Source organism: Halomonas sp. TP35 (genome assembly GCF_052375975.1).
GTDB lineage: Bacteria > Pseudomonadota > Gammaproteobacteria > Pseudomonadales > Halomonadaceae > Vreelandella > Vreelandella citrativorans.
This window is the reverse complement of sequence record NZ_JBQSUZ010000014.1, coordinates 52766-71567: the sequence shown is the minus strand read 5'-3', so window position 1 is coordinate 71567 and position 18802 is coordinate 52766. Positions and strand designations below refer to the sequence as shown.

The window sequence follows — 18802 nt, the reverse complement described above, 5'->3', positions numbered from 1 at the left end:
TTAGGCAGGCCGTAGCTGGCCGCGCTCACTGGTCATGATGATCGATGGGTCCGGGCGGCTATCGTTGACGTAGCTTCTAAAGCGCTTGAGCTTGTCCGGGTCGCTGATGGCGCCCGCCCACTCACATTGATAGTTGTCCACCACGGTTTGCATCTGGCGCTCCAGCTCCTCGCCCATGCCCAGGCGGTCGTCGAGAATTACCTCTTTCAGATACTCCAGCCCGCCTTCAAGGTTTTCCCGCCATACCGAGGTGCGCTGTAAACGATCCGCCGTGCGCACGTAGAACATCAGGAAGCGGTCGATGGTGCGGTAGAGGGCTTCATCGTCAAGATCGGTGGCAAACAGCTCCGCATGGCGTGGGCGCATACCGCCGTTGCCGCACACGTAGAGGTTCCAACCGTTTTCGGTGGCGATAATCCCGATATCCTTGCTTTGTGCTTCGGCGCACTCGCGGGTACAGCCTGATACGCCAAACTTGATCTTGTGCGGTGCACGAAGGCCCTTGTAGCGGTTCTCAAGCTTGATCGCCATGCCTACGCTGTCCTGCACGCCGTAGCGACACCAGGTGCTGCCCACGCAGGATTTTACCGTACGCAGCGACTTGCCGTAGGCATGGCCGGTTTCAAAGCCGGCCTCGATTAGCTCGGCCCAGATATCGGGCAGGTCTTCCAGGCGGGCGCCGAACAGATCAATCCGCTGGCCGCCGGTGATCTTGCTATAAAGGCCATACTTTTGCGCTACCTGTCCCAGCACCACCAGTTTATCCGGCGTGATTTCCCCACCTGCGATGCGCGGCACCACCGAATAAGTGCCGTTCTTCTGCATATTGGCCATGAAGGTATCGTTGGTATCCTGCAGCGGAATATGCGCGGCGTCGGTAATCGGCTCGTTAAAGCAGGAGGCGAGAATGGAGCCTACAGCGGGCTTGCAGATATCGCAGCCCAGGTGGTGAGCGTCCGGCGCGCCGTGCTTTTCGATCAGCTCGCTGAAGGTCTTTATTCCCTTCACACGCACGATGTCGTAAAGCGCCTGGCGGGTATAGGCAAAGTGCTCGCAGAGTGACGTGTCCACCTCGACGCCGCGGGCGGCCAGCTCGTGATCCACCACGCTTTTCAAAAGCGACGCGCAGCCACCGCAGCCGGTGCTGGCGCGGGTATCACCTTTAACGGATGCCAAGTCGCTGGCGCCTGCGTCAATGGCGCTGCAGATGCTGGCCTTGGTGACGTTATGGCACGAGCAGATCATCGCGGTTTCCGGCAGCGCGCCCGGGCCAAGCGCCGGGGCGGCGCCGCTTTGCGGCAGAATCAGCGAGGCGGGCTCTTTGGGTAGCTCGATACCGTTGGCGTAGTACTGCATCAGGGTGTCGTAAGCGCTGTTATCGCCCACCAGCATGGCGCCCAGAAGCTTTTTGCCGTCGCTTGAGACCACCATCTTGCGGTAAATCTGGGTAAGCGGGTCAAGGTAGCGAAACATCCGCGCGCCGGGGTTTTGGTTGCCGTGGGCATCGCCAATCGAGCCTACGTCCACACCCAGAAGTTTGAGCTTGGTGCTCATATCAGCACCGGTAAAAGAAGCGTCGCCACCGGTGAGCGTCGAAAGCGCTGTCTTTGCCATCTGATAGCCAGGCGCCACCAGGCCAAAAATGCTCTGATTCCACAGCGCCACTTCGCCAATGGCTAAAATCGCCGGGTCGCTGGTTTGACACTGATCGTTAATCACTACGCCGCCACGCTCGCCGATCTCCAGGCCGCACTCGCGGGCAAGCTGGTCCCGGGGGCGAATGCCCGCCGAGAACACGATTAGGTCAGTTTCCAGTATTTTGTCATCCTGAAACACCATGCGATGACGGCTGGTTGCGCCATCTTCAATGCGCTGAGTGGCCCGCTCGGTCAGTACCTGAACACCCAAGGCTTCGATTTTTTCGCGCAGCAGCTCGCCGCCCTCAGCATCTACCTGCATGGGCATCAGGCGTGGAGCGAACTCGATCACTGCAGTTTCCAGATTCAAGCCGCGCAGCGCGTTGGCCGCTTCCAAACCTAACAGGCCGCCGCCCACCACGACACCGGTGGCGGCACTTTGCGCCGCATCGCGGATGGCGTCCAGGTCGTCCAGCGTGCGATACACCAGGCAGCCTTCGCGATCGTTACCGGGAATGGGCGGCACAAATGGGTAGGAGCCGGTGGCCAGCACCAAGTGATCATAGGCGTAATGCCCGTGTTCGGTGGCGACTGTTTTTGCAGCGCGGTCGATGGATACAACCGCTTCGCAGCTGTTGAACGTAACGCCGTGGCGTGCGTAGTAATCGGCATCGCAGAGGGCCAGCGCTTCGGCGTCGCGGCCTTTGAAGTATTCGGAAAGGTGCACACGGTCATAAGCGCGGTGGCGCTCTTCGCCAAACACGGTGATATTCATCTGCGCTAAGGCGCCGTTTTCAATCAATTGCTCGACCAAGTGGTGGCCGACCATACCGTTACCAATAATAACCACGTTGCGTTTAGAGGTGGTGGACATGGCTAAGCTGCCTCCAGCGTCGATGAGGGAGTGGGTGGGGTATCAAGAAGCAGGGCGTTGGCATCGGCTTCACCGAACAGCAGCGCCTGGCGGCAGGCGCCCAGATCGGTTTTGGCTAGCGCTTGGGCGAAATACCAGGGGCCGGAATGGGTATCGCCATACAGCACGGCGCCTTCAAGCCTTCCGTTACGCAGTAACAAACGGCGGTAATCGCCGCTTTCCGGGTCGCTGTAATGCAGTACTTCGTGTTCTGGCGCGGCCTCCGTGGGGCCAAACGCGTAGAGGGCCAGGCCGCTGATTTTAAGCTTGGTTGCAGTCGGCGCCTCACGATAGCGGGCGCTGCCATCGCCACACAGCGTGTTGGCTAACACATCTACCTGGCGCCAGATTGGCTCGACCAGGCCGTAGGTGTGCTGTTCGAACTGGCAACACTCACCCAACGCATGAATACGTGGGTCTGAGGTGGTGAGCGTGGCATCGACCATAATGGCGCGCTGTGTAGCCAGGCCTGCCTGATGGCCAAGTTCTGCGTTAGGTGTAACGCCGGTTGCCACGATGATGCTTTGGGCAGGCAGGCGCTGGCCATCCTCGAGTACGACAGCGGCTAAGTTGCCCGCGCCGTCGTCTTCAAAATGGCTAATGCGTGCATTGGTTAAGATGGTCAAGCCACGTTGGGTAAGCGTTGTTTCTAGAAGCCCGGCGGCCATGCTATCCAGCTGACGATTCATTAACCGCTCGCTGCGCTGTAGAACGCTGACGCTGGCACCCCGCTTGCGAAGCCCTTCGGCGGCCTCCAGGCCCAACAAACCGCCGCCGACCACCACACATTCGCCGCCCTGTAGGGCAAGCGTTGCAAGCGTGTCGGCATCTTGCAGGGTACGAAACCCATACACGCCGTTAAGGCCAATGCCGGGAACCTCGGGCAGCGTTGGGCGTGAGCCGGTGGCAATCACCAAGCGGTCATAGGTCAGCGTGCGGCAGGTAGTGACAACACGCCGCTCTTCGCGGTCGATTTCCAGCACGCATTCATTCAGGTGAAGGATGATCCCGTGCTTGGCGTACCACTGCGTATCACGCAGGGCGAGGGCGCTAGGCGGCATTTCATCGGCGAGCAGTGGCGATAGCAGTATCCGGTTATAGGCAGGAGATGCTTCTGCACCAATCACCGTTATCTGCTGGGGTCGATGAGGCAATTTAACGATGGCCTCAAGCAGTCGATGGCTCGCCATGCCGTTGCCGATAACGACTAAGTGATCATCAGACGAGCACCGAGAGATAGCGATCATGGGTTGCTCCTTACAGTTTAGCGCTTGGCTACAAATGCCTATCCACAAATACTCGGCAGCGATAAATGCTGTCGTGGCGCAGCGCTGAAGAAAAGCCAATAAAAAAGCCCCTGAGTCAGCGTCCCGGGCAAGTGGATTGCCAGGAAAGCAGACTCAGGGGCTTCGTTGCCCGGTAGCTGAGGCCAAACCCGTTAGCTGGGTTTCGCACAGAGCAGCCACCGTTGGCTGCCAGCTAAGCTTGAATTTATCTAACCAGTACAGGGCAATTTATCAGCCAAGCCTCGGCTATTATTTATTTTTATATTGATTATCAATGCTTTGATTTAAAGAGATAGATTGAAGGCAGCGCCTTTTCAGCCGCTTACGCTCAGCCTGCGCACGCTATTGGTGCGCTAAGCGGTAAGAATGCACCGTGAGTAGTCAGCGTTAGCAAAAAACCTGCCTACAAGATAAGTCGAAAGATATTTTATTGGTTATTAACCTTCTGTTTAATTTGGTGTTTTTGTTTTAATGGGTTGGTTGGCGTAGGCCTTGCTATTACCTTATCAACAAGCAACAAAGCACAGACGGGTTTATCGGCACAATAAAAGGCAGCCATCGAGTTTGACGGGCAAATAACAACGCTAATGCCATTAGACGACAGGCCATTAATAAATGTGCCCAATCCCGGCAGTGCGACATTTGGCACCGGTGCAGGTGTCCCTGAGACAACGGCGTCCAGGCAGGCTTCTTTGAGGCTCGCTTGGGCGCTTTTTGCTTTTTAAGCGGGAGGAAATCAGTATGTCCCAGGCCACACGCTCGGCTTGTAAAGCAAACACGACGTGCCCTTATTGCGGTGTCGGCTGCGGCGTAATCGCCACTGTGGCTAGCGGCACAATCAGCGCCGTTGAAGGCGACCGCGACCATCCCGCCAACTTTGGTCGGCTATGCGTCAAAGGCTCAGCACTTCACGAAACCCTAGGCCTGCATGACCGGCTCACTACCCCCAGGGTTGATGGCCAAGCGGTTGACTGGAATGTGGCGTTAACCACCTTGGCAGAGCGGTTGCAAACGACTCGCGCAACTTACGGTGCTGAGTCAGTGGGTGCCTACCTGTCAGGCCAGCTATTGACCGAAGATTACTATGTGGCCAATAAGCTATTTAAAGGCTTTTTAGGCACGCCGCACCTGGATACCAACTCGCGACTCTGCATGGCCTCTGCCGTGGCGGCGTATAAACGCTCGTTGGGCGCGGATGCCGTTCCCTGCAACTATGAAGATATTGAAGAGGCCGAGCTGGTGGTGCTGGTGGGCTCGAATCTGGCTTGGAACCATCCGGTGCTTTATCAGCGCTTGAAGGTCGCCAAAACGCGCAATCCGCTGATGCGGGTGGTGGTCATTGACCCGCGCGTGACCGACAGCTGCGAGATTGCCGACCTTTACCTAGGCATCGCACCCGGCAGCGATGCAGTGCTGTTTAACGGCCTGTTGGCCTGGATGGCTGAGAATAACAAGCTGGATCAGCTCTATCTGGATCGCCATACACAAGGTTTTGATGAAGCGCTGTTGGCTGCGAGCCAGCATGATATTAATGACGTGGCGGCCATATGTGATATCGACCCAGAGCGGCTGGAGACCTTTTACTACTGGTTTGCCAGCCAACTCCATGTCGTGACGCTCTACTCCCAGGGCGTCAACCAATCCACCAGCGGTACCGACAAGTGCAATGCGATCATCAACTGCCACCTAGCGGGCGGCAAAATCGGCTTGCCGGGGGCGGGGCCTTTCTCGATTACCGGCCAGCCCAATGCCATGGGCGGACGCGAAGTGGGCGGGCTTGCCAACCAGCTGGCCGCGCATATGGATTACCATACGCCCGGCGCCTTGGACCGAGTCACCCGCTTTTGGGCAACTGAAACGTTAACGCCCGAATTGCCCCAGGCGCCCGGCTATAAGGCGATTGAGCTTTTTGGCGCGGTTGAACGAGGCGACATAAAGGCGCTTTGGATAATGGCCACTAACCCGGCGGTCAGCTTGCCGGATGCCGCCCGCATGCGGCGTGCGCTTGAAAAGTGCCCGCTGGTGATTGTGTCAGAGTGCGTCAGCCATACTGATCTGCTGGCCTATGCCGATATTATCCTGCCCGCGACGGGATGGTCTGAAAAAGATGGCACGGTGACCAATTCCGAGCGGCGTATTTCACGGCAGCGTGGTTTGCTACCTGCGCCTGGGCAGGCGCGTCACGATTGGTGGATTATGTGCGAAGCCGCCAAGCGGTTGGGCTTTCATGAGGCGTTTGACTATACCTATCCCCATGAGATTTTTGATGAGCACGCGCGCCTTTCCGCTTTCGAGAATGAAGGGACGAGTAAACGGCTATTCGATATTTCCGGCCTGGTGGGGCTTGGGCGCGAGGGCTACGACGCGCTGGCGCCAATTCAATGGCCGGTGACGTCTTCAGCACCTCACGGAACGGCGCGGCTGTTTGAAGACGGTGAATTCGCCACGCCTAATGGGCGAGCCAATTTCATCGCCATAACGCCGCGCTTGCCGGAGCAACGCTTAAGTGACGCCTATCCGCTGCGCCTGAATACCGGGCGTATTCGCGACCAATGGCACACCATGACGCGGACGGCGCGCGCCCCCCGGCTGATGAACCACCGCTATGAGCCGTTTATCGAACTCCACCCAAACGATGCCGCGAACTATGGCATTGGTGACCAGCAGCTGGCAGTATTGTCCGCCGCAAGCGGCGAGTACCGAGGGCGAGTGCGAATCTCGAATGCCCAGCGGCGTGGCGAGGTGTTTATTCCCATGCACTGGAGCGATGCGTTCAGTAAATCGGCGCGTAGCGGTGCCCTGCTAAAATCCATCACCGACTCCGTTTCAGGCCAGCCGGAAACCAAGCACGGCGCGGTGGCGTTGGCGCCGCTTAACACGGCTTGGGAGGCAACGCTGTTGATTGCTCACCCATTAGGGGATAATAGCCAGCAGGAAGCGCCCTCGTGGTGTAAAAGCGATTACTGGGCGCGCGTGCCCATGCAGGGCTGCCAGCGCTGGCAGCTGGCAGATTCAAAGCCGGTAAATGACTGGCTGGCGCTACTCGCTATGTGGCTGCCCGAAGGGGCTTCTTTGTGGTGTGAAGACAGCGGCAATGGCCGCCTGCGCGCTGCGGCTATTGTGGAAGGTAAACTGCGCTGGTGGCTGATGGTCGGCCCGCCGCGCGAACTGCCTGGGCTTGCCTGGCTTGAAGCGCGTTTTAATGAAACAGTCATAAGTGATAAGCACCGGCGCCGGCTGTTAGCGGGGTGTGACGATGGAGCCGCCGATACCGGCCCCGTGGTATGCAGCTGCCACCAGGTGGGCCAGGCGGCGATTGTTAATGCCATTCGGGCCGGTGATACCTGCGTTGAAGCGTTGGGCGCACGGCTTGCCTGCGGAACCCAATGCGGTAGTTGTTTGCCTGAATTGAAGTCCCTGATTGAAGAGGAGCGTTCACATGCGCGTGCTAAGCAAGCGTCTACTACAGAAGTGGCCTGAGGCCACGATGCGCTTTACGCAGCGTGTGCTGTCGCCATTCCAGCGCTCTACGCGCAGCGCCTCAAGCACTCCTTCGCTTAAGCTGCGCGGAGAATGCACGGCTGGGCATGTGTATCTGGTGGGCGCGGGCAGTGGCGATATGGAGCTGTTAACGCTGAAAGCCGCCCGGCTGTTAATGCAGGCCGATGCTATCGTGTATGACCGTTTGGTCGGCGACGATGTGTTGGGGCTGGTTCCGCTTTCCGCCGAGCGCTACTACGTCGGCAAGGCTAGCGGCCATCACAGTATGCCTCAAGCGGAAATTGGCGCTTTGATGGTCAAGCTGGCAAGCGCCGGAAAATCGGTGGTGCGCTTGAAAGGCGGTGACCCCGGTATCTTTGCGCGTATGGGCGAAGAGCTTGCCGCTCTGGCGGATGCCAATGTGCCCGCGCACATCGTGCCCGGCATTACTGCGGCGTCTGCCGCCGCCGCAAGCCTGGGGATCCCGCTAACCGACCGGGGCCACTCTCAGCAGCTGCGCTTTATTACCGCACAGCTATGCCGTGAGGGCGGCGCGCCCGACTGGAAAACTCTGGCCCGCCGCGATGAAACCCTGGTGTTTTATATGGGGCTTTCCAAGGTAGAGGCCATTTGCGCAGGGCTACGTCAGGCCGGCTTGCCCGATGAGTGGCCGATCATGCTGGTAGCCAATGCCAGCCTGCCTGAACAGCAGGCATTGGTGGGTACCCTTAACGATATGCCCCAACGCCTGGCGGATCATCCGCTGCCATCACCCTGCGTGATTCTGGTGGGCAGCGTGGTGAGTATGGTGGCGAGCAGCCCCGCTAATGCGCTTGCCTCAGCGGGCATCATCGAATCGGTCGACCTGACGTAGCGTTGGGAACAGGCGCATCCACAGGCCGACCACCGCCAACGTGCCCACGCCGCCAATCACCGCGGCGGGCACTACGCCAAACCCGGCAGCCATGCTGCCTGCGCGGAACTCGCCCAACTCATTGCTTGAGCCAATAAACAGCATATTGACGGCATTCACCCGGCCGCGCATTTCATCCGGCGTGGCCAGCTGAATCACAGTGGTGCGTACATAAACGCTGATCATATCGGCCGCACCCGCCACCAGCATGGCGATCATTGACACCCAGAACAGGGTTGAGAAGGCGAACACCAGATTCGCTAGGCCAAACACGGCCACGGCGGCAAACATCACATGCCCGGCGCGGCGCTTGATGCCGCGAACGCCAAGATAAAGCCCCATCAATAATGCACCCACCGCAATTGCGCTGCGCAATGCACCTAGCCCTTCAGGGCCAACATGCAGAACTTCCTGAGCGTAAATGGGCAGCAGCGCCACGACGCCACCCAGCAGCACGGCAAATAGATCCAACGAAATGGCGCCCAGAATAATCGGCTGATAGCGGATATAACGAATACCTGCGGAAAACGCTTCCAAGCGGTGCTTTCTAATACCTTGGCTTTCTCGACATAGCGCACCGGTACCAGCATCAGTAAGGCCAGCGCGACGATAAAGCAGCCCAAGCACACGGTATAAGCCAGGCTGCCGCCGCCCACACTGTAAAGTACGCCGCCCAGCAATGGCCCGCTAATCACTGCGACTTTCATGATCGAGCTATTCAGCGCAATGGCCTGGGCAAGCTGAGCGCGGGGCACAATATTGGGCAACATACTTTGCAGCGTGGGGCCGGTAAATGCCCGAGCACAGCCAAACAGAGCCAGCACAACATAAAATTCAATAACGCTACCGTGATTGGCCTGCGCCAATAAAAGCAGTAGTGCACTACAAATGCCCTGTACTGCCCAGCTGAGTTGCAGAATGCGCTTGCGCGGAAAACGGTCGACCACATCGCCGGCGGGCAGCAGTAAAATCACCATGGGCAAAAACTGCGCAAGCCCCACATAGGCAAGCGACATGGCATCACGGGTAATGTCATATACTTGCCATGCCACCACAATGGCTTGAATTTGCATGGCAAAAACGGCTGCAAGGCGGGAGAGAAGAAAGCTTAGAAAGCCCGGCTGGCGATGAATGGGAAGCAGTGGGGCATCGGTCGCTGCAAGCGTGTCGTTATCTGAGGGCATGGGCGGTATCTTGGTTAGCAAGAGAATGTTAGCAAGCGAATTTTTATAATTCTATCGCTTATGGCGCCAAACGTGGATCAAAATGCCCGTAAATTCCGCCTGGTTAATGCCAAGCCTATTAAGGGGTTTTTCTAGTGAGTGGTTGAAGTCACGTGACGGCTGCCCCATGTTAATTAACACGCTATCAATAGAAAAGGATGTTAATGATGCAAAAGGTTATGCCTAACCCCGGTTTCGGTACTTTTCGCTTGGAAGGCGATACGCTAAAAGAGAGCATTCATGCGGCGCTTGAAGCAGGCTACCGCCATATCGACACCGCTCAGTTTTACGGTAATGAGAAGGGCGTTGGTGAAGCGATCCGTGACAGCAGCGTGCCACGTGGCGACATTTTTCTAACCACCAAGGTGTGGCACGACAACCTGGCGCCGCAGCGCTTGAAAGAGAGCGTTGATGAAAGCCTTGAAAAACTGGGCACCGATTACGTTGACCTACTACTGATCCATTGGCCATCGCCGGATAACGAAGTGGCGATGGAAGAGTATCTGGCTGCTCTCAAAGAAGTAAAGGCACTGGGCAAGGCGCGCCATATCGGCGTATCCAACTTCACCATCGAGCAGCTTGATAAAGTGGTGGAGATTTTGGGTAAAGGCGAAATCCTCACCAACCAGATCGAAGTGCATCCTTTTCTGCAAAACCGCAAGCTGGTTGAGCGCTGCGAGCATCACGGTATTCAGGTAACGGCCTTTATGCCGCTGGCGGTGGGCAAGGTAATGGACGATGCGACCCTCAAGCAGATTGCTGATGCACATAGCGTAACGCCTGCGCAAATTGCCTTGGCTTGGGTCAATCAGCGCAATATGATCACCATTCCCTCTTCCACCAAGGCGCGTAACATCCAAAGCAATATTGCCGCGTTTGATCTTGTGCTAAGCGACAGCGAAATGACCGACATTGCCAAGCTGGACCGCAAGGAGCGCATCGCCAACCCTGACTTTGCGCCCGCCTGGGACGAGTGATCTTAAATGAGTGCTGAGGAACCTTAAGCTTCTTATAATGTCTTAGCGGTGCCTGTTTTAGCAGGCACCGCTTTTATATAGCTTTTAAATAATCGGCTGTACAGGAAAATTCCATGAAGCAAAAGATTCGCGACAACGCGCTCAAAGCGAAGCTACGAACCCCCATGTTCAAGATGCAACAACAAACGCCCAAAAAGGGCAAAGGCAGCTACTCCCGTAAAGGGTGCAAGGCCCTGCGGGGGTATCGCCAAGCCGCTTAATCAGGCGTTTTGGCAATGCTTCTGCTCTGATCAATCCCTCTTAGCGATAGCCTTTCGCCTGCAGGTGAAATAAATGGGCGTAACGGCCGTTTATCGCGAGTAGTTCTTCATGCGTGCCGCGTTCAATAATTTCTCCCTGGTCGATAACGAGGATGAGATCCGCATTGCGGACGGTTGAGAAGCGGTGCGATATAAGAATCGTCATTTTATTGCGGCTATGCTGCCGAAACCGGGTAAATACGTCGGCTTCAGCGGCAGCGTCCATCGCGGCGGTGGGTTCATCCAGTACTAAAATATCGGCCTCTTCGCGCATGTAAGCACGTGAGAGCGCTATTTTTTGCCACTGCCCGCCGGAGAGTTCCTGTCCGTCCTTAAACCAGCGGCCCAACTGAGTGTTATAGCCTTGAGGCATGCGTTTGATAAAACTGTCAGCCATGCCATTGCGAGCGGCCTGCTGCCAGCGCTCTTGATTATTAAACGCCTGGATGTCGCCCACGCCCAGATTTTCGCCAACCGGCAATTGATAGCGGACAAAGTCCTGAAAAATAACCCCGACGCGTTTGCGTAGCGCACTGCTTTCCCAGTCACGAAGATCACTGCCATCCAGCAGAATTCGCCCCTTTGTAGGGTGATAAAGCCGCGTTAAAAGCTTAATGAGCGTGGTTTTTCCTGAGCCGTTTTCGCCGACCAAGGCAAGGCTTTGACCGGGAGACAGGTGCAGTGAGATATGCTGCAATACCTGCTTGCCGCCTGGGTAAGCAAAGCTTACATCTTCAAAGCGCAGCCCATCGCCGGGAAGAGCGCCTTGCAAGCGCGTGCCGTCTTCCTGCTGGGTAGGTTGTTCCAGGTACTCGTAGAGGTTGGAAAGATAGAGATTGTCTTCGTACATGCCGCTGATAGCTGTCAGGCTTGCAGAAAGCGCAGACTGCCCCTGTTTAAATACCATCAAGTACATGGTCATCTGCCCCAGCGTGATAGCACCTGCAATCGTCTCAACCACTACCCATCCATACGCCGCGTAGAATGTTAGCGTGCCCAGCAAACCAAGCAAGAAGCCCCAGCCCTCACGGCGGAGTGTTAATCGCCGGTCTTCGCTAAATAGCCGGTTGAAAATGTCGCGATAACGTTGCAAAAAAAGCGTCTCAAGGCCAAACAGTTTGACCTCTTTAATGCTGTCTTCGCGGGCCAGCACGGTTTCCAAGTAACCCTGCATACGCGTATCAGGTGAGCGCCTGCGAAACAAGCGAAACGCATCACCTGAAAACTTGGCTTCTGAAACGAACACCGGCAGGGCGCCTGCCGCTAGAATCAGCAGCGCCCAAGGGGAAAACTGCACAAGCAGTACACTAAAACTGACCAGTGAGATGGCATTTTGCAGCAGCCCGAAGGTTTTATTAACCAGCGCTAAAGGTCGCGTGGAGGCTTCACGGCGAGCACGTGTTAATTGGTCATAAAGCTCTGAATCCTCGAACTGGCTTAATGATAGCGTGCCCGCTTTTTCTAAAATCATGACATTGACTTTCTGGCCCAGCAGGGCACGAAGCAGCGACTGCTGAGCAGAAAGCCCGCGTTGGGCCAGTGCGATCAAGGCGATGATGAGTGCCTCTAACGCCACAAGCTCAAGCACCGGCATAATAATAACTGTCAGGTTAGCGGAATGGGTGTCGTGATAGGTGTCCATCGCGTTGACGACGCCATCAACGATTAGTTGGCCCACCCAGGCACCCGCCGCAGGCAACACGCCAGCCACCAGAGTGCAAAGCGCCAGCCCGAACATCATCCAGCGGGAGGTTTCCCAAACAAGGCCCAAGGCTCGCTTGCTGTAGCGAAAAACGTTGAAAAAACCGTTAACCGATGGGGCATTATCAGAGGTGGAAAACAGTGGGGGCATAGGGAGTTAACATTAACCGAGAACGAAAGAAGCTATTATGATGCGTGGGTTGCGTCGCAATAGCCACTTCAACCGCCGGCGCTTTAATAGCGCGCGACGGTTGAAGCAGGAGAAGAGGATGAGCATAGGCTCTTTTCGTACAAACCTTAGGGAAGGATAAAGGCACCGTATACAAGCGCACCCATTACCACAAACGCGGGATGAACGCTGAACCGTACCAGCGCAATCGCGGCAATGGCGCCGATAATCAGCGTATGTACCCACCCCGCGCCATTAACGCCTTCAAGGAAAAAGCCAAACGTTAACCACACCATCATAATGGCGATCACTGGGCGTACCCATTGGCTCATACGCTTGACTTGGGGCGACTCGCGATGACGGTACAAAAGTCCTAGTGCGGCAATCATCAGCAGTAGCGAAGGCACAACCGTTGCCGCTATCGCGACGGCGGCACCGCCGATGCCGGCCACTTCATAACCCACGTAGCCGGCCATTTTAGTAGCGATCGGGCTAGGCAGCGCGTTTCCAAGTGCAAGCGTTTCCGCGAAACCCTGAGACGTCATCCAGCCATAGCGGCCGACTACTTCGGCTTCAAGCAGGGGGATAATGGCTGGACCACCGCCGTAGCCAACAATGTTCGGGACAAAAAACGCCAGGAAGAGCTCCCAATAAATCATGCTGAGTGCTCCGCTTTTTTAGCCGTGGAAGGGCGTAACAGCGCCACCAGCAAAATCGTGCCAATAATAAAACCGGGGTGAATGCCCAGCCAATAAATCAATATGCCAGCGGTAATCGCCATTAGGCTACTGACAAGCCAGCCTAGCGCCTTTTGCGATTTATCAAAGAAGTCCCAGGCCAGTTGCCCCATCATCACCATCACGACGGGAACCACGGCTTGCCCCATCCCTCGAATCCAGGCCACATCCCGATACCGACTAAAAACGCCCAGCATGACCACCATGGCAACTACCATGGGAAAACAAACTGCAAGTACCGACGCTATACAGCCACTAATGCCGCCTACACGGTAGCCTATATAACCAGGCATTTTAGTTGCGATAGGACCAGGTAAGGTGTTGCCAATGGCTAATACATCGGCAAACTCTTCGTCCGTCAGCCATTGGTGGCGTGTAACGACTTCTGCATGTACCAGCGGTATCATTGAGGGGCCGCCACCGAAACCAAAAATACCGACTCGAAAAAAGGCCCAGAACAGGGCTGTCTGTTTCATCAGCGTGTCACGCTATGATAAGCAGGCCGAAAACGGTAGTAGATGCGTTGAAAAACCATATTTTCTCTTTATATCGTTTATAAGTGATAAAATCGATTATTTTTCAGGATAGAATAATATAATCAAGAGCGTTAGCAGGCGTCAAACGGAATAAATGATATGCGCTCACCGGTGGATGAAAGGACCCTACCATGAACCAGTACATTCAGCCCTCCACAACGACAGCATCTAGCCGTATTTACGATATTTTACGCAAAGACCTGGTTAATGGGCGTTTTGCTGCTGGCGAAAAGTTGGCAATCAATGCGCTTAAAGAGTTGTATCAAGTGGGCTTAAGCCCCTTGCGTGAAGCGTTAAACAAGTTGGCCGCCTATGGTCTGCTGATACAGGAAAATCAGCGCGGTTTTCGGGTACCAACACTTTCACGCAGTGAACTGGATGATATTGTAACAACGCGCTTAGCCTTGGAAGGCATGGCATTTGAACAGGCAATTTCGCTGGGGGATGCGGCGTGGGAGGCAAACCTTCTCGCGGCAGAGCATCGCCTGAAATGTGCCGACATGACGCTGGATAATGACGATGAGTGGGAGCGATTGCATACCCAGTTTCATCGCACACTGGTCGCATCGTGTGGCTCTATATGGTCGCTGCGGTTTATTGAACAGTTGCACGATCAATTTGATCGGTACCGGCGCTTGGGGCCCAAAATGCCGGTCATTCGCCAGGAGTTGGATCAGCAGCACCATGAGCTAGTGGCGCTTGCTTTAAAGCGCGATGTGAAAGCAGCGCGAAAGCTTCTTGATGAGCATATCCTTAAATCCTATGAGGCTGCGCTAACGTGCTTTGCGCAGCACGGCTAAAAGCACCAGCTAAGCCATCAGTGTACACTGGCGCGTACTAAACACGATAAAGCGGATGTAAAAGAGCGATGCAATATTCAGATAGTGCTGTCATTGAGCAAACGTTGAGCTGGGTGCGCAACTTTATTGTGGCTGAAAACGTATGTCCCTTTGCTCAGCGAGAAGTAGAGCGTGACACTATTCGTGTGGGCGTCGTACGCTCAAAAAAGCTTGAGGTGGCATTGGAAGAGCTGATGGTCGAAGTGCAGTGGTTGGATGAGCATCCGGAAACAGAAACCACGCTGCTGGTCTTTCCCACGCTTTTTAAGCACTTTGACCACTATCTGGACTATGTAGAACTGGCAGAAAGCATGCTGGCCGAGCAGGGCTATGAAGGTGTTTATCAGTTGGCGACTTTTCATCCGGACTACTGCTTTGAGGACGCCACGCCAGAGGACGCCTCGAACTACACCAACCGCTCACCCTACGCAATGGTGCACCTATTGCGCGAAGCGAGCGTTGAAAAAGCCATTGAGTTTTATGGTGATACCTCGGTCATCCCGGAACGCAATGTGGCCCATTTGACCACGATGGGAAGCAGTAGGGCAGAGCGCTATCTTCAGGATGCATTAGCGCAACGGGCATCTCCGGGTAAAACGCCATAACGCCTTTATTCCTGTTGTTTATTTAAAGCTCAAACGCCCTTGCTTTGGATCGGTTGTTGCGCTTTTCTCTGCGGGTATTCCAAGCGCCGCCACTACAATCAACATGACAATGAGCAAACCTAATGCACCTGTCAGAGCATGGTTCATTGGAGTGGTTGTGATATCGATAAAAAGTTATGAAAATTAATATGTTAGTCGACTAAGTTATAAGAATTTATGCATCACGTAGCTGTCTACGAGTCCTTGTGTCGCGTGACAATAAGCCTTCGGCACCGTGCCCACAATACTAAATCCTAAACGCTGCCAAAGCGCTACCGCTGCGTCGTTCGTAGCTACGACAGCGTTAAACTGCATGGCTTTAAAATCATGGGTGCGGGCGAGTTGCTGAGAGTGTTCACACATCGCGCGCGCAACGCCTTTGCCGCGGGCGGCAGCGGTGACCATATAGCCGCAGTTACACACATGGCTACCCGGGCCTGCCGCATTGGCTTTTAGGTAGTAGCTTCCCACCAGTTCGCCTGCTGAGTCCCTTACGGCATACGTGGCTTTGGGTACTTGGCACCATAGTGAGTAGGCCGCCTCGTAGCTAATGTCGGGGTCAATGGCATAGGTGTGTTGTTCCGCCACAATCGCCTTAAAAGTGGGCCAGAAAATAGCGAAGTCGTCTTGCGTCATCAAGGTGAAGGTAAGTGTAGACATGGTTAATACCTGGTAGAGATAAGCCGAGTAGCATGTGATGGGCGTTAATGGTACCAGGCCGCAGCGATACATGCGGCTGTCAACATGGAAGGGGCATCTGCTGAAGCCCCTTAAGCGGCTGCACGTTGCGCTTATTTTGCTACTTGAGCAACGATTTCGTAGCTACGCACGCGGTCGGCATGATCAAAAAAGTCACTATTAATCATTAATTCATCGGCGCCTGTACGTTCCTGAAAGTCTTCAAGTCCCGCTTTAACTGTTTCTGGACCACCAATAATCGCGGCACCCAGGAACTGGTTGACCTGCGACTGCTCCATGGGTGACCAGTCCAGTTGCTCTACCGGGGGCTGCGACTGAGTGGGCTTGCCACGAATAAGGTTCAGAAACTTCTGCTGGGCGGAGGTAGCAAGGTAATGCGCCATGGCATCATTTTCAGCGGCCATCACCGGCAGTCCGACCATGGCATAAGGCTTATCCAGATGCTCAGACGGGCGGAAGTTATCGCGGTAGAGGCGTAACGCTTCAAATAGATAGCCGGGTGCAAACTGCGCCGCAAACGCAAAGGGCAGGCCCAGCCTGGCGGCCAGTTGGGCGCTGTAGCCGCTTGAACCCAACAGCCAGATAGGCACGTTAGTTCCTTGGCCTGGCACCGCTTTCACCTGCTGGCCGGGCTCTGCATCACCCAGGTAGCGACGCAGCTCGCTTAGTTGCTCGGGGAAATCATCTACGCCAGCATGCATGCTGCGCCGCATGGCACGCATAGTGGCACCGTCAGAACCAGGCGCCCGCCCAAGCCCCAGGTCAATGCGCCCAGGGTAGAGCGTTTCCAGCGTGCCAAACTGCTCGGCAATCACAAGCGGAGGATGATTAGGCAGCATTACCCCGCCCGAGCCTAGCCGTATAGTGGAAGTGTGGCCTGCCAAATGGCCAATCAGAACGGACGTGGCGGCACTGGCTATTCCAGGAATGTTGTGATGTTCGGCAAGCCAGTAACGGGTATAGCCCAACTGCTCGGCTCGCTGTGCCAGTGAAACGCTATCACGGAACGTTTCAGCAGCGCTGCCGCCTTGGCGTATAGGGGCAAGGTCGAGAACAGAGAGCGCGGTCGAAGAGAGTTGGCTCATATTTCACCTACTAATAAAGACGTGGAGCATGCTTAAGAATTTGGGCGCGTATGCAATGAGACGGTACGCGGTTAAATCATTAGCACGCTTGTTAGTAGAGTGTATGCGGGCTATGAAGGCCAAATGCAAGGAGTAGCCCCTTTTGAGCTGCGTAACCTGTTTTATCGGTTAGTCACTCGGCGGGGTGGGGCGAATCAGGATCTCGTTAACGTCGACATGAGCCGGTTGAGAGAGCGCATAAATAACCGCGTTAGCGACATCGCGAGCTTCCAGCGCCGTTTCAGGCGGTTCATCAAAAAAGGGCGTATCGACCATGCCGGGCTCAATCAAACCAGGTGACATCACTGGATGGCCCGTTTAGCGTGAGTGTGCTGGAGCCTCTTTGAGCATGGAGGAGAGATCGAGAATGGTTTGCGCCATGTCTGCCATGCTTTTGCTTTGATCCATCGATGTCTTGCGAAGAAAGCGGTAAGCCTCCTCTTCACTTATTGATTGGTGCGCCATAATAAGTCCTTTAGCGCGTTCAATCAGCTTACGTTCACGCAGTGCCTTACGGGTATTTTCCAGCTCATCGCTTAACCCTTGTAGGCGGCTGGACTGGGCCTGGGTTAACGCTATCAGGGAGCGGCCAAGCGGTGAGGTCAGCGCGCTGGCCGTTAAATCACCCAGCGGCTGGGCATGGTTAAGTGCCAGTAACTGTTCGCAAGGCGCAGGCTTATGCGCGCCATGCTTGGTTTTGGTCTGCTCAAACGTTGCTTCTGCCTGGTGTATTTTGCGATAGCAAAGCGCGGCTAACTGTGCGTTTAACGTATCTTCGACGCTTTTAATGGCGTCGATACGCAGCGTGGTTAGCTCGTACCAGGTTTCACCCAACGCGTTAGACGTTATGTGCGGCGACGCTGGCTGGCAGGCGGCCTCACGCAGCTGTTGAATGCCGGTTAGCGTGCTGGCTGAAACGGCCTGCTGCCAGGCAAGCACGGCGTCTGGCGTAGCAAATTCGATAAAAGTGTCAAAACAGCGCTGCTGGTCGTTAACCAGTTGGCCGAGAAGTTGGCGATGATTGTCATCAAAATGGCCAAGGGTATAGCCAAAGGCGCCACAGGCACGCTCTTGTCCGGCTAGCTCCTTGCCTTGCATGAGATGGAAAATAGCCACCAGCGCGCGGGTGATATCTGGATCGTCTGAGGTGTCGGCAGCTTCGAAGACAATCGCTAACAAACCGCCAATAAGGTGATTAAAGGCTTGGGTGGCGGCATCGGGAGAAATAGCAACGTTATCAATGGCGCTGCGCAGTACGTTTAAGTCGTCCAGGGCGTTCCACACGGCGGCTATCCGGCGCAACAGGCGTGCCGCCGCCTGCGGGCGCACTTCCTGGCTTAGCGCCTCTAAGCGCCTGCGCAGCAGCGCTTCGGCCTCTTTGCTCTTGTTAATATACGTCTGGCGGCGTGTTTTAAAGCGCTGACCTTGAGAGGCGAGATAAATCGTTGAGGCACCGCGTTCGCGCTGAAGCACATGGATAAAACGGCTAATATCCGCAACGATTTCTGAGGTCGTTGCTAAATAGCGAAAATTGTCGATATCGCAACGAATGGCGGTTAAGAGTAGCTGCTGGGCAGATGACATAACGATTTCCTTTTACTCGCCGCGTTGCCCCTTCTCCCATG

General features: G+C 55.5%; 14 protein-coding genes and 2 pseudogenes. 6 read left to right on the top strand and 10 right to left on the bottom strand.

What is annotated here, in order from left to right; translation table 11 throughout:
• Both nirB and ACT3RU_RS14610 read right to left on the bottom strand, forming a co-directional pair.
• Complete coding sequence (nirB, locus tag ACT3RU_RS14615; protein ID WP_192526674.1) at positions 1 to 2511, bottom strand: nitrite reductase large subunit NirB; 2511 nt, start codon at positions 2509 to 2511, stop codon at positions 1 to 3.
• 2 nt (positions 2512 to 2513) lie between these two features.
• Positions 2514 to 3797 (bottom strand): NAD(P)/FAD-dependent oxidoreductase, encoded by a 1284-nt coding sequence (locus ACT3RU_RS14610; protein ID WP_192526675.1) that lies wholly within the window; start codon positions 3795 to 3797, stop codon positions 2514 to 2516.
• Between the two features lie 780 nt (positions 3798 to 4577).
• On the opposite strand from ACT3RU_RS14610, the gene ACT3RU_RS14605 reads away from it, so the two are divergent.
• Together ACT3RU_RS14605 and cobA are read left to right on the top strand one after the other, a co-directional pair.
• A complete protein-coding gene (locus tag ACT3RU_RS14605) occupies positions 4578 to 7316 on the top strand; it encodes a nitrate reductase (RefSeq protein ID WP_483392780.1) in 2739 nt (912 codons plus the stop codon).
• The gene (gene cobA, locus ACT3RU_RS14600) at positions 7276 to 8190 is read left to right on the top strand and encodes a uroporphyrinogen-III C-methyltransferase (protein WP_483392779.1); all 915 of its coding nucleotides are present in this window, start codon (positions 7276 to 7278) and stop codon (positions 8188 to 8190) included. The genes ACT3RU_RS14605 and cobA overlap by 41 nt, the downstream gene beginning before the upstream one ends.
• Here the strand turns inward: cobA and ACT3RU_RS14595 are convergent.
• A pseudogene (locus ACT3RU_RS14595) lies at positions 8155 to 9302 on the bottom strand (MFS transporter). The gene cobA and the pseudogene ACT3RU_RS14595 sit on opposite strands and share 36 nt — an antisense overlap.
• Positions 9303 to 9610: 308 nt before the next feature.
• Here ACT3RU_RS14595 and dkgB point away from each other — a divergent pair.
• Both dkgB and arfA read left to right on the top strand, forming a co-directional pair.
• Complete coding sequence (gene dkgB, locus ACT3RU_RS14590; protein WP_483392778.1) at positions 9611 to 10429, top strand: 2,5-didehydrogluconate reductase DkgB; 819 nt, start codon at positions 9611 to 9613, stop codon at positions 10427 to 10429.
• A 113-nt stretch (positions 10430 to 10542) separates the two neighbouring features.
• The gene (arfA, locus tag ACT3RU_RS14585) at positions 10543 to 10689 is read left to right on the top strand and encodes an alternative ribosome rescue factor ArfA (RefSeq protein WP_483392777.1); all 147 of its coding nucleotides are present in this window, start codon (positions 10543 to 10545) and stop codon (positions 10687 to 10689) included.
• Between the two features lie 40 nt (positions 10690 to 10729).
• On the opposite strand, the gene ACT3RU_RS14580 is transcribed toward arfA, so the two are convergent.
• The 3 genes from ACT3RU_RS14580 to ACT3RU_RS14570 all read right to left on the bottom strand — a co-directional run bounded on the left by ACT3RU_RS14580 (position 10730) and on the right by ACT3RU_RS14570 (position 13811).
• Positions 10730 to 12580, bottom strand: a complete 1851-nt coding sequence (locus ACT3RU_RS14580; RefSeq protein ID WP_483392776.1) for an ABC transporter ATP-binding protein — start codon at positions 12578 to 12580, stop codon at positions 10730 to 10732.
• Between the two features lie 146 nt (positions 12581 to 12726).
• Entirely contained in the window at positions 12727 to 13257 is a 531-nt protein-coding gene (locus ACT3RU_RS14575) for a chromate transporter (RefSeq protein ID WP_192526681.1), read from the bottom strand.
• Positions 13254 to 13811, bottom strand: coding sequence for a chromate transporter (locus ACT3RU_RS14570; RefSeq protein ID WP_483392775.1), 558 nt, complete (start codon positions 13809 to 13811; stop codon positions 13254 to 13256). The genes ACT3RU_RS14575 and ACT3RU_RS14570 overlap by 4 nt, the downstream gene beginning before the upstream one ends.
• A gap of 191 nt (positions 13812 to 14002) precedes the next feature.
• Between ACT3RU_RS14570 and ACT3RU_RS14565 the strand changes: the two genes are divergently transcribed.
• Together ACT3RU_RS14565 and ACT3RU_RS14560 are read left to right on the top strand one after the other, a co-directional pair.
• On the top strand, positions 14003 to 14671 hold the full coding sequence (locus ACT3RU_RS14565) for a GntR family transcriptional regulator (protein WP_483392774.1): 669 nt from the start codon (positions 14003 to 14005) through the stop codon (positions 14669 to 14671).
• 68 nt (positions 14672 to 14739) lie between these two features.
• Complete coding sequence (locus ACT3RU_RS14560; protein WP_483392773.1) at positions 14740 to 15315, top strand: DUF1415 domain-containing protein; 576 nt, start codon at positions 14740 to 14742, stop codon at positions 15313 to 15315.
• A 204-nt stretch (positions 15316 to 15519) separates the two neighbouring features.
• On the opposite strand, the gene ACT3RU_RS14555 is transcribed toward ACT3RU_RS14560, so the two are convergent.
• From ACT3RU_RS14555 to ACT3RU_RS14540, 4 genes and pseudogenes are all read right to left on the bottom strand, one after another.
• On the bottom strand, positions 15520 to 16014 hold the full coding sequence (locus tag ACT3RU_RS14555) for a GNAT family N-acetyltransferase (protein ID WP_483392772.1): 495 nt from the start codon (positions 16012 to 16014) through the stop codon (positions 15520 to 15522).
• A 131-nt stretch (positions 16015 to 16145) separates the two neighbouring features.
• Positions 16146 to 17138, bottom strand: coding sequence for an LLM class flavin-dependent oxidoreductase (locus tag ACT3RU_RS14550; protein ID WP_483392771.1), 993 nt, complete (start codon positions 17136 to 17138; stop codon positions 16146 to 16148).
• Between the two features lie 168 nt (positions 17139 to 17306).
• Positions 17307 to 17468: pseudogene (locus tag ACT3RU_RS14545) on the bottom strand (short-chain dehydrogenase); the annotation flags it as partial.
• Positions 17469 to 17495: 27 nt separating this feature from the next.
• Positions 17496 to 18761, bottom strand: a complete 1266-nt coding sequence (locus ACT3RU_RS14540) for a nitrate- and nitrite sensing domain-containing protein (protein WP_483392770.1) — start codon at positions 18759 to 18761, stop codon at positions 17496 to 17498.
• Between the last annotated feature and the right edge of the window lie 41 nt (positions 18762 to 18802).

Coding starts and splice junctions, on each gene's coding strand:
- nirB (WP_192526674.1), bottom strand. CDS start 2,511: ATGTCCACCACCTCTAAACGCAACGTGGTTATTATTGGTAACGGTATG.
- ACT3RU_RS14610 (WP_192526675.1), bottom strand. CDS start 3,797: ATGATCGCTATCTCTCGGTGCTCGTCTGATGATCACTTAGTCGTTATC.
- ACT3RU_RS14605 (WP_483392780.1), top strand. CDS start 4,578: ATGTCCCAGGCCACACGCTCGGCTTGTAAAGCAAACACGACGTGCCCT.
- cobA (WP_483392779.1), top strand. CDS start 7,276: ATGCGCGTGCTAAGCAAGCGTCTACTACAGAAGTGGCCTGAGGCCACG.
- dkgB (WP_483392778.1), top strand. CDS start 9,611: ATGTTAATGATGCAAAAGGTTATGCCTAACCCCGGTTTCGGTACTTTT.
- arfA (WP_483392777.1), top strand. CDS start 10,543: ATGAAGCAAAAGATTCGCGACAACGCGCTCAAAGCGAAGCTACGAACC.
- ACT3RU_RS14580 (WP_483392776.1), bottom strand. CDS start 12,580: ATGCCCCCACTGTTTTCCACCTCTGATAATGCCCCATCGGTTAACGGT.
- ACT3RU_RS14575 (WP_192526681.1), bottom strand. CDS start 13,257: ATGATTTATTGGGAGCTCTTCCTGGCGTTTTTTGTCCCGAACATTGTT.
- ACT3RU_RS14570 (WP_483392775.1), bottom strand. CDS start 13,811: ATGAAACAGACAGCCCTGTTCTGGGCCTTTTTTCGAGTCGGTATTTTT.
- ACT3RU_RS14565 (WP_483392774.1), top strand. CDS start 14,003: ATGAACCAGTACATTCAGCCCTCCACAACGACAGCATCTAGCCGTATT.
- ACT3RU_RS14560 (WP_483392773.1), top strand. CDS start 14,740: ATGCAATATTCAGATAGTGCTGTCATTGAGCAAACGTTGAGCTGGGTG.
- ACT3RU_RS14555 (WP_483392772.1), bottom strand. CDS start 16,014: ATGTCTACACTTACCTTCACCTTGATGACGCAAGACGACTTCGCTATT.
- ACT3RU_RS14550 (WP_483392771.1), bottom strand. CDS start 17,138: ATGAGCCAACTCTCTTCGACCGCGCTCTCTGTTCTCGACCTTGCCCCT.
- ACT3RU_RS14540 (WP_483392770.1), bottom strand. CDS start 18,761: ATGTCATCTGCCCAGCAGCTACTCTTAACCGCCATTCGTTGCGATATC.